This is a genomic window from Kitasatospora sp. NPDC053057 (assembly GCF_044546945.1).
In the GTDB taxonomy this organism is placed as follows: Bacteria; Actinomycetota; Actinomycetes; order Streptomycetales; family Streptomycetaceae; genus Kitasatospora.
The window spans coordinates 86396-104060 of record NZ_JBITZP010000019.1 but is presented as its reverse complement, the minus strand read 5'-3'; the positions used below and the strand labels follow the sequence as shown (position 1 = coordinate 104060).

The window sequence follows — 17665 nt, the reverse complement described above, 5'->3', positions numbered from 1 at the left end:
GGTGGACATGAGTGGCTTCGACGGCACTGCTTCCCGGTCCGTGGCCGAGCGGCTGCGGACCTGGGAGTGGGTCTACCTCGGCTACCTGCTGTTCATGCCGGCGCAGCCGTACTTCTCACCGAATCCGGCGTGGTGGGAGTGGCCGCTGGCGATCGTGGTGTGCACGGCCACGGTGCTGCTGTACGCCCTGGCCCTGCTGCGCGGACGGTCGGCGTGGAGCGTCTGGGCGTCGCTGGTCCCGATGGCCGTGCTCGGCGCGCTGGCCACGCCGTTCAACGCCGCCGCGAGCGTGCTGTTCATCTACGCCGCGGCCGCCGCGGGCAACGCGCTGCCGTGGCCCGTCGCGCGGCGGTGGTTCGCCGGCCTGACCGTGCTGGACTGCGTCACGGCGCTGCTGTCGCAGGTACCGGTGTCCTACCGGCTGCTGGGATTCGCGTCGGCGCTCGTCATGATCTGGGTGATCGGGCTGCTCGAACTCAAGCAGCGTGACCGGCGGCAGGAACGGGAGAACCAGCGGCTGCGCACCTCGCAGGTCGAACTGCTCGCGACGCTGGCGGAACGCGAACGGATCGCGCGTGACCTGCACGACCTGCTCGGGCACTCGCTGACCGCGGTGGTGATGCGGGCGCAGCTGACCAAGGAGTTGGTGCTCGCCGACCCGCAGCGGGCGCGCGCCGAGTCCGAGGAGATCGAGCGCAACGCGCGGGAGGCGCTGGCCGCCGTGCGCAGCACGGTCACCGGCTGGCGACGGACCAGCATCCGCGCGGAGTTGGAGGTGGCGCGGCGTACATTGGCCGGGACCGGGGTGACGTTGCAGGTGAGTTGTGGCGACGAGCCCGTCCTGGTCGCGGCGACCGAGCACGAGCTGGGGCTGGCGCTGCGGGAGGCGGTGACGAACGTGGCCCGGCACGCGCGGGCTTCCACCTGCCGCATCGGACTGGACACGGACGAGGATGGGGTGCGCCTGGTGATCGCGGACGACGGGATCGGCGGCAACGCCCCGGAGGGTACCGGGCTGACCGGGCTCCGGGAGCGGATCACGGGACTCGGCGGCTCGGTGCAGCGCTTCGGTTCGGCCGGCACGACGCTGATCATCACGGTGCCGGTGGAGGTGACCGGATGATCCGGGTGGTGCTGGCCGAGGACCAGGGCATGGTGCTGGGCGCGTTCGCGTCCCTGCTGGACCTCCAGGCGGACATCGCGGTGGTGGCGACCGCGACCAACGGCGACGACGCGCTGGCCGCGGTGCGCGAGCACCGCCCGGACGTGCTGGTGACCGACATCGAGATGCCCGGCCGTACCGGTCTCGACCTGGCCGTGGAGCTGAACCGCCTGGGTGACCCCACCCGGGTGCTGATCGTGACCACGTTCGCGCGCAGCGGCTACCTGCGGCGCGCGGTCGACGCCGGGGTGGCCGGTTACGTGCTCAAGGACGCGCCGATCGGTGAGCTGGCGGCGGCGCTGCGCCGGGTGCACGCGGGCGAGCGGGTGGTCGCGCCGGAACTGGCGGTGGCCGCGTGGGACGCGGCCGATCCGCTGACGGAGCGGGAACGCGAGCTGCTGCGCGCGGTCGCGGAGGGGGAAGGCAACGCCGCGATCGCGGCGCGCCTGTGCCTGGCCGAGGGGACCGTCCGCAACTACCTGTCCGGTGCCATGGCCAAGCTGGGCGCGCGCAACCGGACCGATGCGGCCAAGATCGCGCGCGCCCGCGGCTGGCTCTGAACGGCTCCCGTCTTTCCCTCCTCGGGTGCGTGGGACGGTCACAGCCGTCCGCCGCTGTCGACGAAACCGATCAGGTCCTCGATGCGGTCCATCGCGGCCACTCCGTGCACGTCCTCGACGGCCCGGGAGACCAGGTGGCAGATCAGGTTGCGTTCCAGCTCGCCGATGCCGAGCCGGTACATGTTGAGGTACATCCAGTTGAGGACGACCCGGTACTGCTTGAAGGTGTTCCAGCCGCCGAGCTGGTCGGCCGCCGTCCGGTGGTCGCCGAGCACCCGGTGGAACGGGCTGCGGTCCGACCAGGCGTTCCAGGTCGAGCCCCAGGCCTCCGGGTCGCCGTTCGCGTCGGTGTCGAGCGCCAACTCGCCGGTCCCGATCAGCCCGTCGGCCTGGTTGCGGTAGCGCAGCAGGGTGTCGAGGAGGTCGCTGAACGGCACGACGTCGTGGTAGTCCGCGGCGCCGGTGATCTCGACGACCCGCTGCCGGAAGGTCCCGGCGTTGGCCTCGTAGACCTGGTCGAACCGGACGCGCAGGCCGTCGGGGTTCTTCGCCAGGAAGGCGTCGGCGTGTCCGCGGTAGGACATGTAGCCGTAGGTCACCGGCGGGAGGAAGCGGTTCGCCGCCGCGATGAACAGGTCCACCGCGAGGGCCATCTTCGAGCCGCCGCCGCGGATCCAGTCGAGGACGTCGAACACGAGGTCGTTGGTGTCGACGTAGTAGTCGGCGAGCAGGTCCGCCGCGGCCGGTCCGCCGAGCACGTACTGGCGCCGGTCGTAGGGCTCGGTCTCGACGGTGTTGTTGGGCGCCCAGGGAGTCAGCGGCCCGCGTTCGCACTCCTGCGCGGCCAGGCGGGCGTGCTCGGCGTGCGCGGCCTGCTCGTCGAGCAGGACCGTCGACGGGTGTGCCCGCAGGTACGGTTCCAGCACGCCGCCCACGGCCGGTGCCACGACGCCGTCGAAGACCTCGGGGCTCGCCTGGATCGGGATGCGGACGTGCGGCCCGCGCCGCCAGTGCGGATGGAAGTACACACGGCGCACCGAAGGGGCCACCTCCGCGATGAACGGGCGTACCGCGTCCAGCAGCAGATCGGTGCGGTCCTGGTCGTGGTGGAACACGTTCACGGTGCGCCACAAGGTCTCTGTCATCCCTGGTCTCCTCGGCAGTTGAGCTCGATGACGTATTCGGTCACTCTCGGCACCCCCTGGTGATCGGTGAGCGCCGCCTCGGGCCTTGGCGTGACCTCCTGGAACACCGCCGCGGTTGCCGGATCCCTGGCCAGTCGCTCGAAGGCCAGGACGAGTGGTGGTGATCCGATGTCGACGTACATCGGCTTGCGGTTGCGGTCGCCCGCGACCGACCCGTCCGCAACGACGCCTGTCGGCAGCACGGACACGAAGAACCGCGGTGGGAGTCCGTGCTCGGTCAGCCAGGTCGTCAGCAGGAGCAGGAAGTCCGCGTCGGACTGACCGGCCGCGCGGCGCGGCAGCGTCCCCGGCTGGGCCACCCAGGTGGCTCGCCGCAGCACCGCGTGCCCGATGCTCAGCCGCGGCGCGTGCAGGACCCGGCCCTGCCCGTTCCCGGCGCCCGCGTCGTGCTGCAACGGCTGGTCGGGCCGCAGCAGCAGCGGATTCTCGCCGAACGCCTCGACCAGCAAGGCCATGACCGGCGGGAACTGCCGCTCGTAGGAGAGCCCGCCGTGGACGGGACGGACGACCGATCCGCCGTCGTACAGGGCCGGCAGTCCGTCGTCGTCCAGGCCGACCGTCAGCCGGGCGGGCGGCGGGTAGTCGAGCCGGTCCGGCAGGGCCGGCTCGCGCTGGTTGAGCGAGGTGGCGAGGGTATGGGTGAACTCCGCGTACGTCGGTGTGCCCGGGTACACCGCGTCGACCGGGAGCGGGTCGTCCGCGACGTGGCGCAGCAGTCGGCGCACCTGCGACCGGGCCCGGCCGAATCCGGAGTTCACCGCGTTGACGATCAACTGGTCGCCGTCGCGTTGGGCGTACACGGCGACCGAGCCGACCGGTCGCACCCAGGCCGGCAGCGCGCGGAGCACCGTCTCGATCCGCTGACGGTCCGGCAGTGCGCGCCGGACCTCGGCTACCAGGTCCACCAGGTGGCGCACCTCCGCGACCGGACTGGCGGCCAGGGTCGCGGTCAGCCCGGTCATGTCGAAGGCGACCGCGGCAGGGTGCAGCCGCCTGGCCTCGTGTCCGTCGCGGAGGAGTTCGGCGTAGAACCGGTCGAACGGCACCGGTGCTTCCGCGCCGAAGCGCTCCCGGATGAACGCGGCGATCGCCAGTTTGAACGGCAGCGTGCAGTCGAAGACCGCGAGCAGTCGGCAGGCGAGGGCCAGGTCGTCCAGTGCGTCCTGCCAGGACGGCAGGCCCGCCTCGACCACGACTCCGGGGATCACCGACTGCTCGGTCACCACGTCCCGCAGTTTTGCCGTGGTACCGAGGTCCCGTAGCCGCTCGTGGAGCGCGGCGCCGAGCACGACCCGGTCGGCTCCCTTGGAGCTGCCGTACGCGCGCAGACCCTCCCGGAGCGGCACCAGTGCGGGGACCCGCTCGGCCAACTGCCGCACCGGATCGATGCCGTGGTCGTCGAAGTCCGGCTCGACCAGGAGCAGTCCGCTCGTCACGAGTGAGCGCAGGTATCCGGCCGCCTGCTCCGGCGGCGCGGGAAAGCCGGCCGTCAGCGCGGCGAGCGTCGGGCGGCCGGCGGCGGCGCGCAGGCAGTGCCGCAGCGGCGGGGTCAGCGGGACGGTGAGGAGTTCCTCCGCCGGTGCCGGGCCGAGGAACCTGACGGTGTCGGCCACGAGGCGCGCGCTGGGGTTGACCCGGACCGTCGCCCCGGTCGAGCCGGCGGCCAAGGGCGTGAGGACCGACAGGTCGAGTTCGACGATCGATCGTGCCTGCTCGGTCGCGGCCCACCGCAGGGCAGGCCCCTCCGGGACGAACCGGCCGAGGCCGCTGGCGGTGAACGTGCTGAACGGGCTGGTCTTGACGGCGGCGCGGGCGGCGTAGACAGCCAGCCGGATCAGCTCCTGCCGCCCGGGCCTGCGGCCGAGCACCTCGTACAGGGTGGGGCTGGCGTGGGCGAGGCCCTGGTCGAACCGGGGATCCGCGCGGATCTCGCGCAGGCCGGCGTCGACGGCCCTGGTCGCTTCGGCCAGCACGGTCGGCAGCTGCGCCCGGTCGGCGCGGTACCGGCCCAGCCTGCGGCCGAACTCGGCGACGTCGGCGGCGAGTTCGTCGCCGAGGGCGGCGGCGACCTGGGGCTCGGCGAGCAGCCGGGCCGGGTCACGCAGCTGATGCACCGCCCGGCGCAGCGCGACCAGTTTGGGTTTGGCCACGGGGTCTTCCAGCGCGCCGATCACGGCGTGGCAGCGCTCGGACAGCGCCGCGGCGCCGGCCGTCAGCTCGGCCGCCACGCGGGACAGCGCGAGCAGCTCGCGCCGCAGCCGGTGGTCGACGAGCCGCTCGACCACGTCCGCGGGCAGGCCCGCGACGCGTACTCCGAAGGTGATGGCGTGGGCGGTCATGGGAACGGGTGGGGGTGGGGGTTGAGGTCGTCGTCGGTCAACGGGCGCGGCGCGTGGCCGAGCCGGTGGGGCACCTCCCGCAGCCGGGGCAGCCCGGCGGTGCGCCGGTTGCGGTGGCCGAAGGTCATGGACAGGGCGCCGGGCGCGATCACCTTCACACAGTGCAGGTCGGCGGCCTCGTGCAGGGGCGAGGTCTGGTTGACGACCACGACGTCCATGCCGCCCGCCAGCATCCGGTCGACGGCCAGGGTCAGGTCGTCCCGCAGGTCGGTGTGGAGCGGCCAGGGGCTGCGGGTGATCACCTCGTCCCAGCCGATCAGGCGGTCGCCGTCGAGTAGGAACGAGAAGCGGTCGAAGGCCTCGGGCGTCGCGTTGCACAGCGAGTGGTCGGTCATGATCCGCACCAGGTCGGGGTCGGTCACCATCCGCCTGGCCCGCTCGGCCTCGGCCGGGTACCTGGCCTGTTCCTGTTCGACGATGGGTGCCAGTTCGCCGAGGGCGGTGAGCACGGCGGCGACCGGGTCCAGCGCCGAGCCGCTGGTGCAGACGACCTTCGGCCGGGTGTCGTCACCGGTGGTGTCCTGTGCGAGGACCCAGAACGCGCGGATCCCCTCGGCCAGGGTGATGTCGAAGGCCCGCACCCGGCGCCCGGTGTGCTCGATGCGTTCCACCAGGAGCCCGATGCGCGGATCCGGCGCCCGGCGGAGGTCCACCTCGGGAACGGGCAACCTGGCGTACCAGGTCATCAGGAACGCGTCGCGCTCCACGACCTCCAGGATCCCGTGCAGGATCGCCTCCTCGACGCAGCCGCCGAGGGCACAGCCGTTCGAGATCTCGAAGGTGAACGGCTTGTCCGTCCGGGCCCCCGGCTGGAACTGCGTCCGGTAGTACGCGTGGGTCTCCGGCACGAGCACCGGCCGGGCCTGGCCGAAGGAGTACGCCCACACCCAGTCCACCACGGCGTCCTCGGTGAACGGCTGGTAGGCGCAGTCCGGCTCCAGGTAGCGCTCCGGGGCGAGCAGTCCGAGCGACCGCGGATCCAGGGCGTCGCCGGCCAGTTCCGCGTAGCTGCCGCGCACGGTGGTCCGCTTGCCCCAAGGCCACTGGCCGCCGAGCCGTTCCAGTGCCTCGGCGACCGCGGTGGCCCGGCTGGACGCGAAGTCGCGGGTGCGCCCGAACCCCGCCTCGCCCCGGTATCCGTACTCGGCCAGGACCGCTTCGGTCAGCGGGACCATCGAGTCGCGCATGCCGCGGGGCGGGGCGACCACCCCGGTCTGGGCGTCCACGTAGAGCTCGGTCAGCCGGGACTCGGAGAGTTCGCGGATCCGGCTGGAGCGGGCCCGGGGCTTGGGCCGGGCGAGGGGCACGATCGCGGCCCGCGCCGCCGTGTCCTCGGGCAGCGCGCCGCAGACCGCGCACAGCGGGTCCGGGAGGAACGCGTGCCGGGTCAGCGACAGGTCACGCAGGTCGAGGTACCAGCAGCAGTCCGTGGCGGCGCCCGCGTGCACCACGTCGCACACGGCCTCGGCGGCGAAGCCGGACAGCCAGGCCGACGGGCTGGTCGCGATCCGGTCGTCCTCGCGCAGTTCGCCCGTCCGGGGCTCGCGTTCGGGCGCGCTGGAGCGCCAGGTCTGCACACACCAGACGCAGCCGCGCTCGCCGGGCCGGACCAGCGGGCCGATCACGACCCGGTCGAGTTCGGTCCACACCGGCAGCCAGGGCTCGCCCCGGTCGTGCGCCGCGGTCCAGTCGCCGGTGTCCCAGCTGTCCCGCGCCACCACCAACATCGATGGTGGGCGCCGGGCGATGGCGTCGGCCAGCAGGCCGTCGCCGAGTACGGTGTCGCTCACGAGTCGTTCTCCCTCACCAGGTCAGCCGGAACTCGGGGCGCAGCCCGGCGGGGTGCTCGGTGCCCAGTTGCGCCATCAGCAGGCTCCGCTTCCGCCCGTCCAGGCCGAACCAGGCGTCCAGCAGGTGGGTGAGCACGTCGTTCTGGATCCGGCCGGCCACGTCGACGGCGGCGGCGGCGAGGCAGGCCCGGTGCAGTGCGGCGCCGGCGGCCGCCTGCTGCACGCGGTACCAGCGGGGGCCGAACCGTTCCTCGGCCGCCTCGGCGTCGCCCACCGGCAGCAGCCACACGTTCGCCGTGCGGGCGCCCTGCTGGGTGAGCGCGGCCAGCGCGGCTTCGCGCAGCCGCTGACGGGGGTCGCCCTCGCCGACCAGCTCCAGTCGGTGCTCGTCGGGAAGGTAGCGGTAGGCACCGTCCGGGACGCCGGCCACGTCGGCGATGACGCAGTAGAACTCGACCAGGTTGGCCGGCAGGTCCCAGCGCTCCTGCTGACCGTAGGCAGTGAGGATCGTGGCCAGCGTGCCGATCGACATGGTCTCGCCCTTGAAGCCTCGCATGGCCGCGTGCCGGGTCCGCGTACCGGCCCGCAGGTCCACCGCCGCCTGCGGCAGGCTGATCCGCTCGGCCTCCCCGGGGGGTGCGGACGGCAGCGGTTCGGGGGCGGGCCGGCTCTGCCGGTGCACGGCCGCATGTGCGGCGAAGGCCTGCGGGAAGGCGGACAGCGAGGGCCCCTCGAAGGCGGCGGGCACCGGCGCGACCAGCTCGACGACGGCGTGCACGCCCTCCGCCCTCGGGTCGATCCCCAGCAGTTCGGTGAGGTCGGCGTCGGGGAAGCACAGCCGGGCCGTGGCGTCCTCGTCGGCCGCGACCACCAGCGCCTGGGCCACCTGGATCCCGGCCTCCAGGCAGGCGAGGCGGTAGTACATCTCGCCGTACTTGGCGGCCAGCCGCCAGAACACGTTGGTCTGCACGAGGACGGTGGTCGCCGGTCGGGACGCCACCCAGCCGAGGTAGTCGCCCGAACGCAGGCGCACCAGGTCGTGCCGTGCCGGGTCGTAGTAGTAGACGCCGGTGGGCACGTCCGAGTCGGGCCCGGCGATCACGTACCACTCGGCGCTGTACCGGGCACCCCCCGAGGGCGTCGGACGGCGGGTCACCAGCCACTGCAGCGGATCGTCGTCCGGGATGGCCTCGAAGCTGTCGGTGAACGGCAGCATGTCCAGCGGGGTCAGCCACTGGGACCGGGTGATGCCGCCCAGCTCGGCGAGCCGCCTGCCGAGCCGGTGTCCGGACTTCTCGGGCGGCCAGGGCAGCGGGTGCCGCGGTGCGCCCGGGTAGCTCTTGACCAGCCGGGGCGGGTACGCCTCCGGGTTCGCCACCTCGGTCGGCGTGTGCACGCTGTCCTGGTAGCGGGTCGCCTCGTCGCTCATGGGGATCACACCGCGCACAGGTCGAAGGCGGTCCTGGTCAGCAGCAGTCGCAGGTGGGACTCCTGGGCCAGGCTGATGCCGAGCCGGTTGCACATCAGGTGCGTGCACCGTTCCACGATCAGCTGCGGGACCAGGTGGTTGATGTGCTGCAGCACGTCGGCCGGCGCCTCGAAGTCGGGGTAGGCGTCCAGCCGCCCCAGCAACTCCAGTTCCACCAGGGTGTCGTTGGCCTCCCGCACGGTCTTGAGCCAGCTGCCGGCCACGGACGCGTCCGGCAGGGCCACTCCCCGGGTCGCCGCCCACACCGTCTCCAGACCGGCGCGCAGCTGGGCCCGGTTGGCGTCGAAGTGCCGCTCGAAGTCCGGCGATCCCAGCAGCTCCGCCCCGGCGCTGCCGCTCTCGACCATGAACCTTGCCTGGTAGGCAAGTTCGGGCAGGATGCCGGTGAAGACCGTGCGGTTGGCGGCCAGCATGGAGAAGGCGTCCATGGCGCGCTGCCCCGGGGTCCGACCGCGGGCGATCAGCTCGACCGCCAGCACGCTGGACGCCATGAACTGCTTCTCGACGGCCTCCAGTGCCCGGCCGGTGCCGAACGCCTCGGTCTCGGGCACGTAGTCGATGAACGCGACCGAGTTGTCCGGGTGCAGCACCGTGTCGTAGTCGGCCATGCGCTCCAGCGCGGCGAGTTCGGCCGCGGCCTCGGCGTAGCCCTGCTCGGTCAGCGGGGACTGCGACGGCGACGTGCGGTAGAACTCCGCGGCCGTCTCCTCGATGACCGAGCGCACCTCCTGGACGTGCTCCGGCCGGGTGCGCACCCGCAGCCGGACGTGCGGGCCGCACTCCCAGTAGCGGAGGAAGAAGAAGCCGTCGACCAGCCCGGATCGGCCCAGCCGCTCGACGGCGGGTTTGACGACACCGACGATCACGGCGTCCTGGTCGCCGTGGTAGAAGAGGTGGGCGCTGACCCAACTGTGCTCAGACATCTCAGACATGGGTGACTCCGGGCTCGTTCAGTTCCACGATGTACTCCGCCACGTGCTCGCCGCGGACCTGGCCGGGATCCGGCAGCATCTCGCTGATCTGCACGATCGCGTTCGGCTCGGTGAGCCGGCGTTCCAAACCGAGCAGCAGCAGCATGCTCGCGAAATCCACGTAGTTCGGCTTGGTGTCGTTGCTCGGCCCCTGGCCGTTCTCGCCCTGGCCGAGGGAGGCCGGGTCGAGGACGGTGACGAAGCACCGCTCGGGGATGCCGTGTTCGGCCAGCCAGTCGGCCGTCTTCAGCATCCAGGCCGCGCCGGTCGCGGCGTCGGCCCGCCGGGGCAGCCGGTCCGCGCGGGTCATCCACACGGCGCGGCGCAGCACCACGTTGCCCACCATCAGCCGGGGCAGGTGGAACACGCCGTCGTCCGCGCGCGGGTCCGACGTCATCCTGAGCTCGGTGTGCGCGCCGAACCAGGTGTTGGACTCGCCGAACGCCTCGATCATGAAACGTGCGGCGGGCGGCAGTAGCCGGTCGGCGCCGAGGCCCGGATGCACCGGGCAGATCCGCTTGCCCAGCCGCCGCGACACCAGCGCGAGCAGCCCGTCGTCGCCGCACTCCACGTGGAGGTCGTTGACCGGTAGCCGGTCGTCGTCCTCGCGCGTGCTGCGGACACCGGGGTAGTCGACGACCAGCCCGACGCCCGGCTTCCTGACGTTGACGGCGGAGCGGGCCACGGCCTCGAACTCGGCGAAGAGAAAGTCGTCGCGCTCCGCGGCCAGCCCCGGTTCGTCCGGGACGTCCGCGTGCAGGTCGAGCACGTCCAGGATCTGCCGTACCCGGTTGCGGCCGCGGCCGAAGCCGCAACCGATGCTGTTGACCACCAGTTCCGGGCCGTGGGCGGCGTCGGCGAGCTGGCAGTAGACCGCGAGCGAGGTCGGTGTGCGGACCCAGTCCGGCCATTCCTCGGCCAGCTTGCGCACCTCGTCGGCGTCGACCCGGACCACGCCGTCCGCGTCCGGCGTCCGCTCGCCCAGCAGCCGCTTGACGGCGGTGCGCAGGCGGTACAGCTCCCGCACGGCCTCGACCGGGCCGTCCGCGGCGGCGAACCGGCTGTGCGCCAGGCGCGACCCGCGTCCGGCCGGGCCCGGGGCGGCGCCGGCGGACTGCTCGGTCAGCACGTCCCGGTAGAACACCAGCAGCGGGATCTGCGCGCCGGCCGGGTACTTGCTCCGGAACACCGAGCCGAGCGTGAGCTTGAACGGCAGGTCGGGGCCGATCAGCCCGAGCAGGGTGCGCACCGCGTCGAGGTCGTCCAGCAGCGGCCGCCAGCTCGCCCGGTCCAGCACGGCCGTCGTGCCGGGGTGCACCGCGTTCTCGTAGAAGCTGTACCGGGCGAACTCCTGGGCCATCTTCGGGTTGTGGGCGTGGGCGTGGTCACCGACCTCGCGCAGGGCGGTGTCCAGTGCGCGGACCACGGCGTCGCGGACGGCGACCCGGTCACCGGGTTCGGTGATCGTCGGGTAGCTCGACAGCGCCTCGGCCATCTCCTGCAGGGTCCGGTCCAGCCGTTCCAAGCCGGGCTGCCGGCGCTGGTGGAGCCAGGCGCGCAGGTCGGCGACCGGGTCCGCGGACTGGTCGGCGAGCGGCGGGACCAGCTCCAGCAGGCCCAGCGTCACCAGGCGGCGCAGGAACACGTCGACCTGGTTCCCGTCGGCCGCCAGGGCCAGGAGCGTGCCCCGCAGGTCGTCGAAGGTGCTCTCCTGCGTGGTCAGTTCCAGCACCCGGCGCAGGGTCGGGGTGAGTGCGAGGCTGTGCACGTACTCGTCCGGTCGGCGGCCCAGGAACAGCAGGGCGCCGTCGTGGACGGTGGCGCTGGGGTTGGTCCGGATCCGGCAGCCGCCGACGAGCTCCGGGCGTTCGCAGACGGCGCGCGCGATCCGGTGCAGCGATCCGACGCTGACCTCGGTCGCGGTCACCGCGGCGCACCGCTGCCCGGCCGGCTCGACGATGGACTCGGCCCGGCCCCAGGCGGCCAGGCCGCTGCTGGTGAACGTGGAGTACGGGCTGGTCTTCGCCGCGGAACGGGCCAGGTACTGCGCCAGGCGCAGCACGGTCTGGCGCTGCGGTGCGCGGCCGGTGTCGAACCACTTCCGCAGGGCTAGGAACATGTCCGGGTTGGCGTGCACGAGGCCGAGTTGGAACGCGGGCAGCCGGGCGGCGGCGAGCAGGGACTCGTAGCTCGCGGTCCAGTCCTGTTCGAGCTGCCCCGGCAGTGCCGCCAGCAGGCGGTCGCGTTCGGCGAGCCGTGCCGTCCATTCCTGGACCGGGGCGGCCAGTTCGGCGGGGACGTCGACCAGACGTGCCGGGTCGACGTGGCGGCCGCGGTGCACGGCCCTGCGCACCGCGACGAGCCTGGCCTTGCGCTCGCCGCCGCCCGTGGCGCCGATCGCGGTGTGCAGCAGCTTCGACAACTCGTCGGCCGCTGCGGCGATCTCGGCGCGCAGCGGCACCAGGCCGGTGGCGGTGCGCCAGCTCTCCGTGCACCGCAGGCCCTCCAGCGCGGCGACCGGGCTGCCGGCGAGGCGGACCACGGCTGCCGGGCCGAGCACGTACGGAGCCGGCTCGGGGCCGGTTTCCCTCAGGTTGTCCATCACCAGCTCGTCCATCACTCCGCCGCCTCCGGCTCTACGGGCACGATCACGCGTCCGCCCGGTCCGGTCCTGGCCAGCAGGATCTGGAAGACGGGGGTGTGGCGCTGCTCGGTGAGTCCGAGCGCCGCGCGCACTCCCTCGCTGTGGTAGGCGTTGACGATCCGGCCGGAGAGGCCCTGCGCCGCGGCCGCGACGCACACGCGGTGTGCGAGCAGCCCGGCCTCCTGGTTGAGCACCCGGTAGCCGCGGTCACCGAAGGTGTCGAACGCCCAGTCGCGGTCGACGACGAGGTGGACGATGGCGTTCAGGTCCTTGAAGACCGGTCCGGGTATGGTGACACGTTCGATCGCGGTGACGGCGTCCGTGCCGGGGCCCGCGGGGCCTACCGGGTGCAGTGCGCCGGTGGCCTGGTCGAGCCGGTAGCAGCCGGCCGGTACGCCGGTGAGGTCACCGACGGTCAGGTAGATCTCCAACGGCACCGGCGCACCCGCCGGGACGGCATCGCTGCTGACCCCGGTGCGGGCCCGCGCCAGCCGCGTCCACAGTTCGAGTCCGTCGACCTGCGAGGCGACCGGCCGGAAGATCCCGGGACCGGAGTCGCGGGCCCGCAGCACCTGCGCCAGGTCCGCGTCCGGGACCTCGGTCGCGGGCAGGGCCAGCAGTTCGCGGCCGGGCACGGCGGGCACGGCGGTCGGGATGGGTTCGGCCGTCGCGAAGCTCGCGGTGTCGGTGCGCAGGGACGCGCGGTTGACCGCCGTCAGCCTCGGGCAGGCCTGCGCGACGTCCAGTCCGCTGCGGACCACGTGCGGCTCGATCGGGTCGATGGTCGCGGCCAGTGCCGCCGCCGTCTCCGCGACCGCGTGGCGCGGGATCTCGGCGTCGGCACCGGCGAGGTGGAGCGGCAGGACCACGAGTGCCGGCTCCTCGTCGGGGTCGAGCCCGAGCAGCTTGTCGACCGGCTCGTCGAGGAACTGGTGGTGCACCTGCGCCCGCAGGCCCATGGACCGCGCGACGAGGTCGAGGTTGCCGGTGAGCAGGCCGGCCTCCTGGGTGCACAGCCGGTAGGCGTAGTCGCGGTAGATGTAGGCGGCCTTGGAGAACAGTCCGGAGAGCACGAACACGGCCTCCGGCGGTGTGCCGCCGGTTCCGGTCGCCCTGGACAGCAGCTGCCGGTGGTCCCCTTCGCGCAGCAGCACCAGCGAGTGGTGCGGGGCGTCGTAGTGGTAGACGCCGTCGGCCAGGCAGACGTACAGCTGGACAGCGAACAGGCAGCGGGCGGACGCGACCATCCGGTGGTAGGGCCAGGTCCCGTTGGTGTCGAACTCCTGCCGGGAGATGCCGTAGCCGTAGCGCAGCAGCGTCGACAGCGCCGACTCGTCGAGCGCCTCGACTCCGGTCAGCTCCCTGGGCACCCTGGTCGTCAGGGCGCGTCGGGGCCGGTCCCGGTAGATCTTGAACTTCAGCGGCTCGTCCGGGTTGGCGTACTCCGACTGCCGGGTCTCCATCGCCTCGGCGAGGTCCTCCAGGCTGACCCGCAGGAACTCCCGGCCCACGCCGGCCTCGTGCCCGGTCTCGGCCGGGTCGATCACGGTTTCGTCGATCACGGTTGCCTCGATCACGGGAAGGGATGCGGGTGCGGATTGCGCACCTCGGACAGCCTGGGCAGTCCGGTCACCCGCCGGGCCGCGTGTCCGAAGGTCATCGGCACCGATCCCGGTGCCATCACCTTGACGCATCTGAAGCCTCCCGCTGTGTGTTCCATGGAGGTGGTGTCGACGGCGACGACGTCCATGCCGGCCGCTGCGAAGCGCCGGACGGCCTCGTCGAGGTCCGCGCCGATGTCGGTGTTGCTCGGCCAGTGCCAGCGTTCGAGTCCCTGCTGCCAGGTCGACGTCACCGGGGCGTCGAGCAGGAAGGCGTACCGGTCGAAGGTGGCCGGATCGGCTGCGCAGAGCAGGTGGTCGGCCATCGACAGGACGTCGTCCGGGTGGTCGGTCAGGTACCGGGCCCGCTCGCTCCACTGCGGATCGAGCGCGAGGACGGTCATGTACTCGACGGTCTGGCTCAGTTCGTGCAGCGCGGCCAGGATCGCGTCGGCCGGACGCAGCCCGCTGCCGCCGGTCGAGACGGCCCTGGGCCGTCCGGTTCCGCTGACGTCCTCGGCGAGCGTCCAGAACGACGGGATCCCGTGTTCCCGTGTGCTGTCGAAGACGTGCACCCGGTACCCCTGCCGCTCGATGCGCTCGGCCACCAGCGGGATCCGGCGGTCGGGCACCGTGCCGAGGCTGATCCGGGGCAGGGGCGTCCGTCCGTACCAGGCCATCAGGAACGCGTCGCGTTCGGCGACTTCGAGGATCCCGTGCAGCACGGCCTCCTCGTAGCAGCCCCCGAGCGCGAAGCCGCTGGAGATCTCGCCGGCGAACCTGCGCTCACCGGCGGGCAGCGGCGCCCGGTAGTAGACGAAGCCCTCCGGCACCAGCACCGGCCTGCCGCGGCCGAAGGAGTAGCCCCACACCCAGTCGGTCGGCGCGTCCTCGGTGAACTTCCGGTACGGGAAGCCCGGGGTCAGGAACCGGTCGTCGGGGTACAGGCCGAGCGAGCGGGGGTCGATCGCGGCATCGGCCACGTCGGCGTAGCCGGCCCGGACTCCGGTCCGCTTGGCAGGCGTGTACGCGGCGAGCCGTTCCAGCGACTCGGCCACCGCGATGGACCACGCGGACGCGAAGTCCCGGGTGCGGCCGTAACCGGCCGGCTCCATCGAGGCACCGGGTACGGCCATGACGGCCCCGGTGAACGGGAACGAGTGCTGGGTGTAGGAGGTGACCGAGGGGATCAGGCCGCTCTGCTCGTCGACGTAGGTCGCCCGGAGTGCGTCCCGGTCCAGCAGGCGGATCCGGCTCGACCCGGGCGACAGCTTGGGCCGCGGCTCGCGGTCGGGCTTCGCGCCCTGCTCGGTGTCGGCCGGCACCACCGAACAGGCCTGGCAGTGCGGATCGGTGAGGAAGGCGTGGCGGGACAGCGCGAGCGTGGCGGTGTCGACGATCCAGAACTGCTGCGCCCCGGGCCGGGCCGAGGCCAGCTCGGCGACGGTGTCGGCCAGGAAACTCGGCAGCTCCCGGTCCGGCGCCTCGGCGGCCATCTCGGCGGTGCGTTCGGCGGATGCCGACGCGGCGCGACGCGTGCGCAGGCACTCCGGGCAGCCCGGCGCCCACGGCCCGACGACCACCTGCTGCGGTTCGCGCAGGACCTGCGGTGGTTCGAGGAGCAGCTGCGGCTGGTCAGCCATGGACGACCACGGCACGCACCACGAACGGACACGACCGGGCCAGGGCGGCATCGTGGTCCAGCGGGACCGCGACCACCCGGCCGCCGTCCCGGGTCAGCCAGGCCACGACCTCCTCCAGGGTCACCGAACGGGGCCACGCTCCGGCCGCCTCCTGGGCGGCGGTCCCGCGCAGGTGCCCAGGCAGCTCGGGCACGGGCGCCGGCGCGTAGCCGGGCTGGTCCGTGGCCCGGGCCTGGTAGGCGAGCAGTGCCCGCTCCAGCCCCTGCTCCAGCGCCACGGCGGCGTCCAGGTCGCTCACGTACGCGACCGTGCCCGCCGGGGTGGTGAACGCGAACGTGGGCAGTCCGAGCAGCCCGGACAGGTCGTGGACCTCGAACGACTCGTCGACGATCGCCAGCAGCTTCAGGTAGCGCTCGGCGCGCGTGGTGAGCTCCGCGGCGTCCAGGTCCAGCAGTGGCAGCGGTTCGGTCGCGGTGGACAGGGCTGCCGCCACGGTGCCGTTGGCCACGGCCACCACCGCGGCGCGCACGGCGTCGGACCAGTCGTTCCCGGAGGCCGCGGTCCGCGCGGGGAAGACCGCCGAGGCGTCGACCGCGACCGGTTCGCCGGTCAGCACGTCCAGGCCGTGCAGCCGGTCGCCCTTGCGGGAGTCGACCATGACGGCCGCGTAGCGCTCGAACGCGTGCCGGACGGCCCGCTGGCGCGACTCGACCACGGTCTCGCCGCAACCGTGGACCGGGAACGGACCGCCGGCCAGGCCGACCGGGTCGGAGACCACGACCTCGCTGACGAACAGCGGCAGTTGCTCGTAGTCCCGCTCGGTGACCTCGGCGAACACACCGGTTCGCGGGTCGACGAAGTCCACCGCGCGCCGGGCCAGTTCCTCGTCGTCGACGGGCGCCGCGGCCGCCAGGGCGGCCAGCCGTGCCGGGTCGTCGGGGACCGCGGGCAGTGCGAGCGGGTGCGGCAGGAACGCGTGCTTCGAGGTCTCCAGCGTCTCCAGGTCGAACCGGACCAGGTGGTCGGCCCCGTTGCCCCCGCCGGCCCCGGTGCCCTCGTCGATGCCGGTGAGGTGGCGGAACGCCGCGAAGCACAGCTGGTTGGCGACCAGCGCGACGGTGGGTCCGCGCAGAAACTCGCTCGGGGCCACCTCCGGGTGGTCCCGCAGGTCCGCGCCGACCAGGTCCGAAGTGAGTGCAACCAATCGGCGCCAGGCCGAATCCCACGCAGTGGCGTCGTCGCTTGCGCCGATCACCGGACCGACCCACGCCTCGTCACCCGCCACGACCGCCTGGGCGAACGCGGCACCCGCGGCGACCGCGGCTGCGGGGAACCGCCGAGCGCGGTCGATCATGGGGCGGTCGGCGACGTGCAGCACCATGGTGGCGCCTTCGGTCACCAGGTCGAGGCGCTCGGTGTCGGCGTCCAGGTGGACGATCCGCTGCTCCGGGTCCTGCGCCCGTGACGCCTCCAGGTGCTCCTCGACGCGGTCACGGTCGAACGGCGACTCGCCGAACGGTGCGAGCGGGACCGTCCGCACACCGGCGTGCAGCTGCGAGTTGGCCAGGGCCTGCAGCAGCGGACCGGATCCGGCCAGCACGACGGAACTGTCGCGGTAGGTCTCGAAGCGCAGTTCGGGTGAGTCGGTGAAGTACTCGATGAATGAGATGTTGGCCGCGTAGGTGGTGGCCAGCTCGCCGGACAGCGTGTGCGGACGGTCGTCCAGCACGTTCTTGACGTATCCCTTGGCGAGCAGAAGCGTGATCAGTTTCGCCACCGCGGCGCGGCTGGACTCCGGCACGGCGGCGCACAGTTCGCCGAGTGTCCTGGTGCCGTCGAGCATCGGCGCGATCCGCTGGATGAACTCGTAGGTCGACGCGCCCTTCAGTATCGACCCGCCCAGGTTGCTGCGGATGTACGCACCCTCCGGAACGCGCATGACGTAGACGTCCCCGCGCAGTCGTGGCCGTACCCGCTCGACATCGACTCCCATGACCACCGCTTCTTTACGAACTCATTGATGACTGGCCAGCAGGAAGGACCGAGAGCCACCCGGTCCCCTTTGATGAACACGCACCGGCTAGAGCACATGTGCCGGGAAATCAGCACCGGATCAGGTGCAGGAGCAGCACGGGCAGCAGCAGCAGCAGCTGCTGGCGCCACCGGAAGCGGACAGCTCCGTGAGGCCGTAGCCGGCGGTC

11 protein-coding genes are annotated in these 17665 nt (G+C 72.7%); 2 read left to right on the top strand and 9 right to left on the bottom strand.

All coding sequences use genetic code 11. The features are described from left to right. Positions 1 to 7 precede the first annotated feature (7 nt). Positions 8 to 1123, top strand: coding sequence for a sensor histidine kinase (locus tag ACIG5E_RS21190; RefSeq protein WP_396535468.1), 1116 nt, complete (start codon positions 8 to 10; stop codon positions 1121 to 1123). Further along, positions 1120 to 1722 carry a response regulator transcription factor gene (locus tag ACIG5E_RS21185; protein WP_396535466.1) on the top strand — a complete coding sequence of 201 codons (603 nt, stop codon included), beginning with the start codon at positions 1120 to 1122 and terminating at the stop codon, positions 1720 to 1722. The genes ACIG5E_RS21190 and ACIG5E_RS21185 overlap by 4 nt, the downstream gene beginning before the upstream one ends. Positions 1723 to 1760: 38 nt before the next feature. On the opposite strand, the gene ACIG5E_RS21180 is transcribed toward ACIG5E_RS21185, so the two are convergent. Genes ACIG5E_RS21180 through ACIG5E_RS21140 form a run of 9 tightly spaced genes read right to left on the bottom strand, consistent with a single transcriptional unit; the run spans position 1761 to position 17457 of the window. Then, complete coding sequence (locus ACIG5E_RS21180) at positions 1761 to 2867, bottom strand: thiopeptide maturation pyridine synthase (RefSeq protein WP_396535464.1); 1107 nt, start codon at positions 2865 to 2867, stop codon at positions 1761 to 1763. Further along, positions 2864 to 5266 carry a lantibiotic dehydratase gene (locus ACIG5E_RS21175; protein WP_396535462.1) on the bottom strand — a complete coding sequence of 801 codons (2403 nt, stop codon included), beginning with the start codon at positions 5264 to 5266 and terminating at the stop codon, positions 2864 to 2866. Before ACIG5E_RS21175 ends, ACIG5E_RS21180 begins: the two co-directional genes overlap by 4 nt. Further along, a complete protein-coding gene (locus ACIG5E_RS21170; protein WP_396535460.1) occupies positions 5263 to 7116 on the bottom strand; it encodes a TOMM precursor leader peptide-binding protein in 1854 nt (617 codons plus the stop codon). The genes ACIG5E_RS21175 and ACIG5E_RS21170 overlap by 4 nt, the downstream gene beginning before the upstream one ends. 13 nt (positions 7117 to 7129) lie before the next feature. Then, positions 7130 to 8545, bottom strand: coding sequence for a nitroreductase family protein (locus ACIG5E_RS21165; protein ID WP_396535458.1), 1416 nt, complete (start codon positions 8543 to 8545; stop codon positions 7130 to 7132). 5 nt (positions 8546 to 8550) lie between these two features. Beyond that, positions 8551 to 9537 (bottom strand): lantibiotic dehydratase C-terminal domain-containing protein, encoded by a 987-nt coding sequence (locus ACIG5E_RS21160; protein ID WP_396535456.1) that lies wholly within the window; start codon positions 9535 to 9537, stop codon positions 8551 to 8553. Further along, positions 9530 to 12193, bottom strand: coding sequence for a lantibiotic dehydratase (locus tag ACIG5E_RS21155; RefSeq protein ID WP_396535454.1), 2664 nt, complete (start codon positions 12191 to 12193; stop codon positions 9530 to 9532). Before ACIG5E_RS21155 ends, ACIG5E_RS21160 begins: the two co-directional genes overlap by 8 nt. Further along, positions 12193 to 13782: a SagB family peptide dehydrogenase gene (locus tag ACIG5E_RS21150; protein WP_396535452.1), complete on the bottom strand. Its 1590-nt coding sequence runs from the start codon at positions 13780 to 13782 to the stop codon at positions 12193 to 12195. Before ACIG5E_RS21150 ends, ACIG5E_RS21155 begins: the two co-directional genes overlap by 1 nt. A gap of 11 nt (positions 13783 to 13793) precedes the next feature. After that, complete coding sequence (locus ACIG5E_RS21145) at positions 13794 to 15464, bottom strand: TOMM precursor leader peptide-binding protein (RefSeq protein ID WP_396535450.1); 1671 nt, start codon at positions 15462 to 15464, stop codon at positions 13794 to 13796. Continuing rightward, complete coding sequence (locus ACIG5E_RS21140) at positions 15457 to 17457, bottom strand: hypothetical protein (RefSeq protein ID WP_396535448.1); 2001 nt, start codon at positions 17455 to 17457, stop codon at positions 15457 to 15459. Before ACIG5E_RS21140 ends, ACIG5E_RS21145 begins: the two co-directional genes overlap by 8 nt. Between the last annotated feature and the right edge of the window lie 208 nt (positions 17458 to 17665).

What these genes read in the sequence shown, in the direction of transcription:
- ACIG5E_RS21165 (WP_396535458.1), bottom strand. Translation starts at nt 8,545, where the DNA reads ATGAGCGACGAGGCGACCCGCTACCAGGACAGCGTGCACACGCCGACC.
- ACIG5E_RS21140 (WP_396535448.1), bottom strand. Translation starts at nt 17,457, where the DNA reads ATGGGAGTCGATGTCGAGCGGGTACGGCCACGACTGCGCGGGGACGTC.
- ACIG5E_RS21145 (WP_396535450.1), bottom strand. Translation starts at nt 15,464, where the DNA reads ATGGCTGACCAGCCGCAGCTGCTCCTCGAACCACCGCAGGTCCTGCGC.
- ACIG5E_RS21185 (WP_396535466.1), top strand. Translation starts at nt 1,120, where the DNA reads ATGATCCGGGTGGTGCTGGCCGAGGACCAGGGCATGGTGCTGGGCGCG.
- ACIG5E_RS21155 (WP_396535454.1), bottom strand. Translation starts at nt 12,193, where the DNA reads ATGGACGAGCTGGTGATGGACAACCTGAGGGAAACCGGCCCCGAGCCG.
- ACIG5E_RS21175 (WP_396535462.1), bottom strand. Translation starts at nt 5,266, where the DNA reads ATGACCGCCCACGCCATCACCTTCGGAGTACGCGTCGCGGGCCTGCCC.
- ACIG5E_RS21180 (WP_396535464.1), bottom strand. Translation starts at nt 2,867, where the DNA reads ATGACAGAGACCTTGTGGCGCACCGTGAACGTGTTCCACCACGACCAG.
- ACIG5E_RS21190 (WP_396535468.1), top strand. Translation starts at nt 8, where the DNA reads ATGAGTGGCTTCGACGGCACTGCTTCCCGGTCCGTGGCCGAGCGGCTG.
- ACIG5E_RS21160 (WP_396535456.1), bottom strand. Translation starts at nt 9,537, where the DNA reads ATGTCTGAGATGTCTGAGCACAGTTGGGTCAGCGCCCACCTCTTCTAC.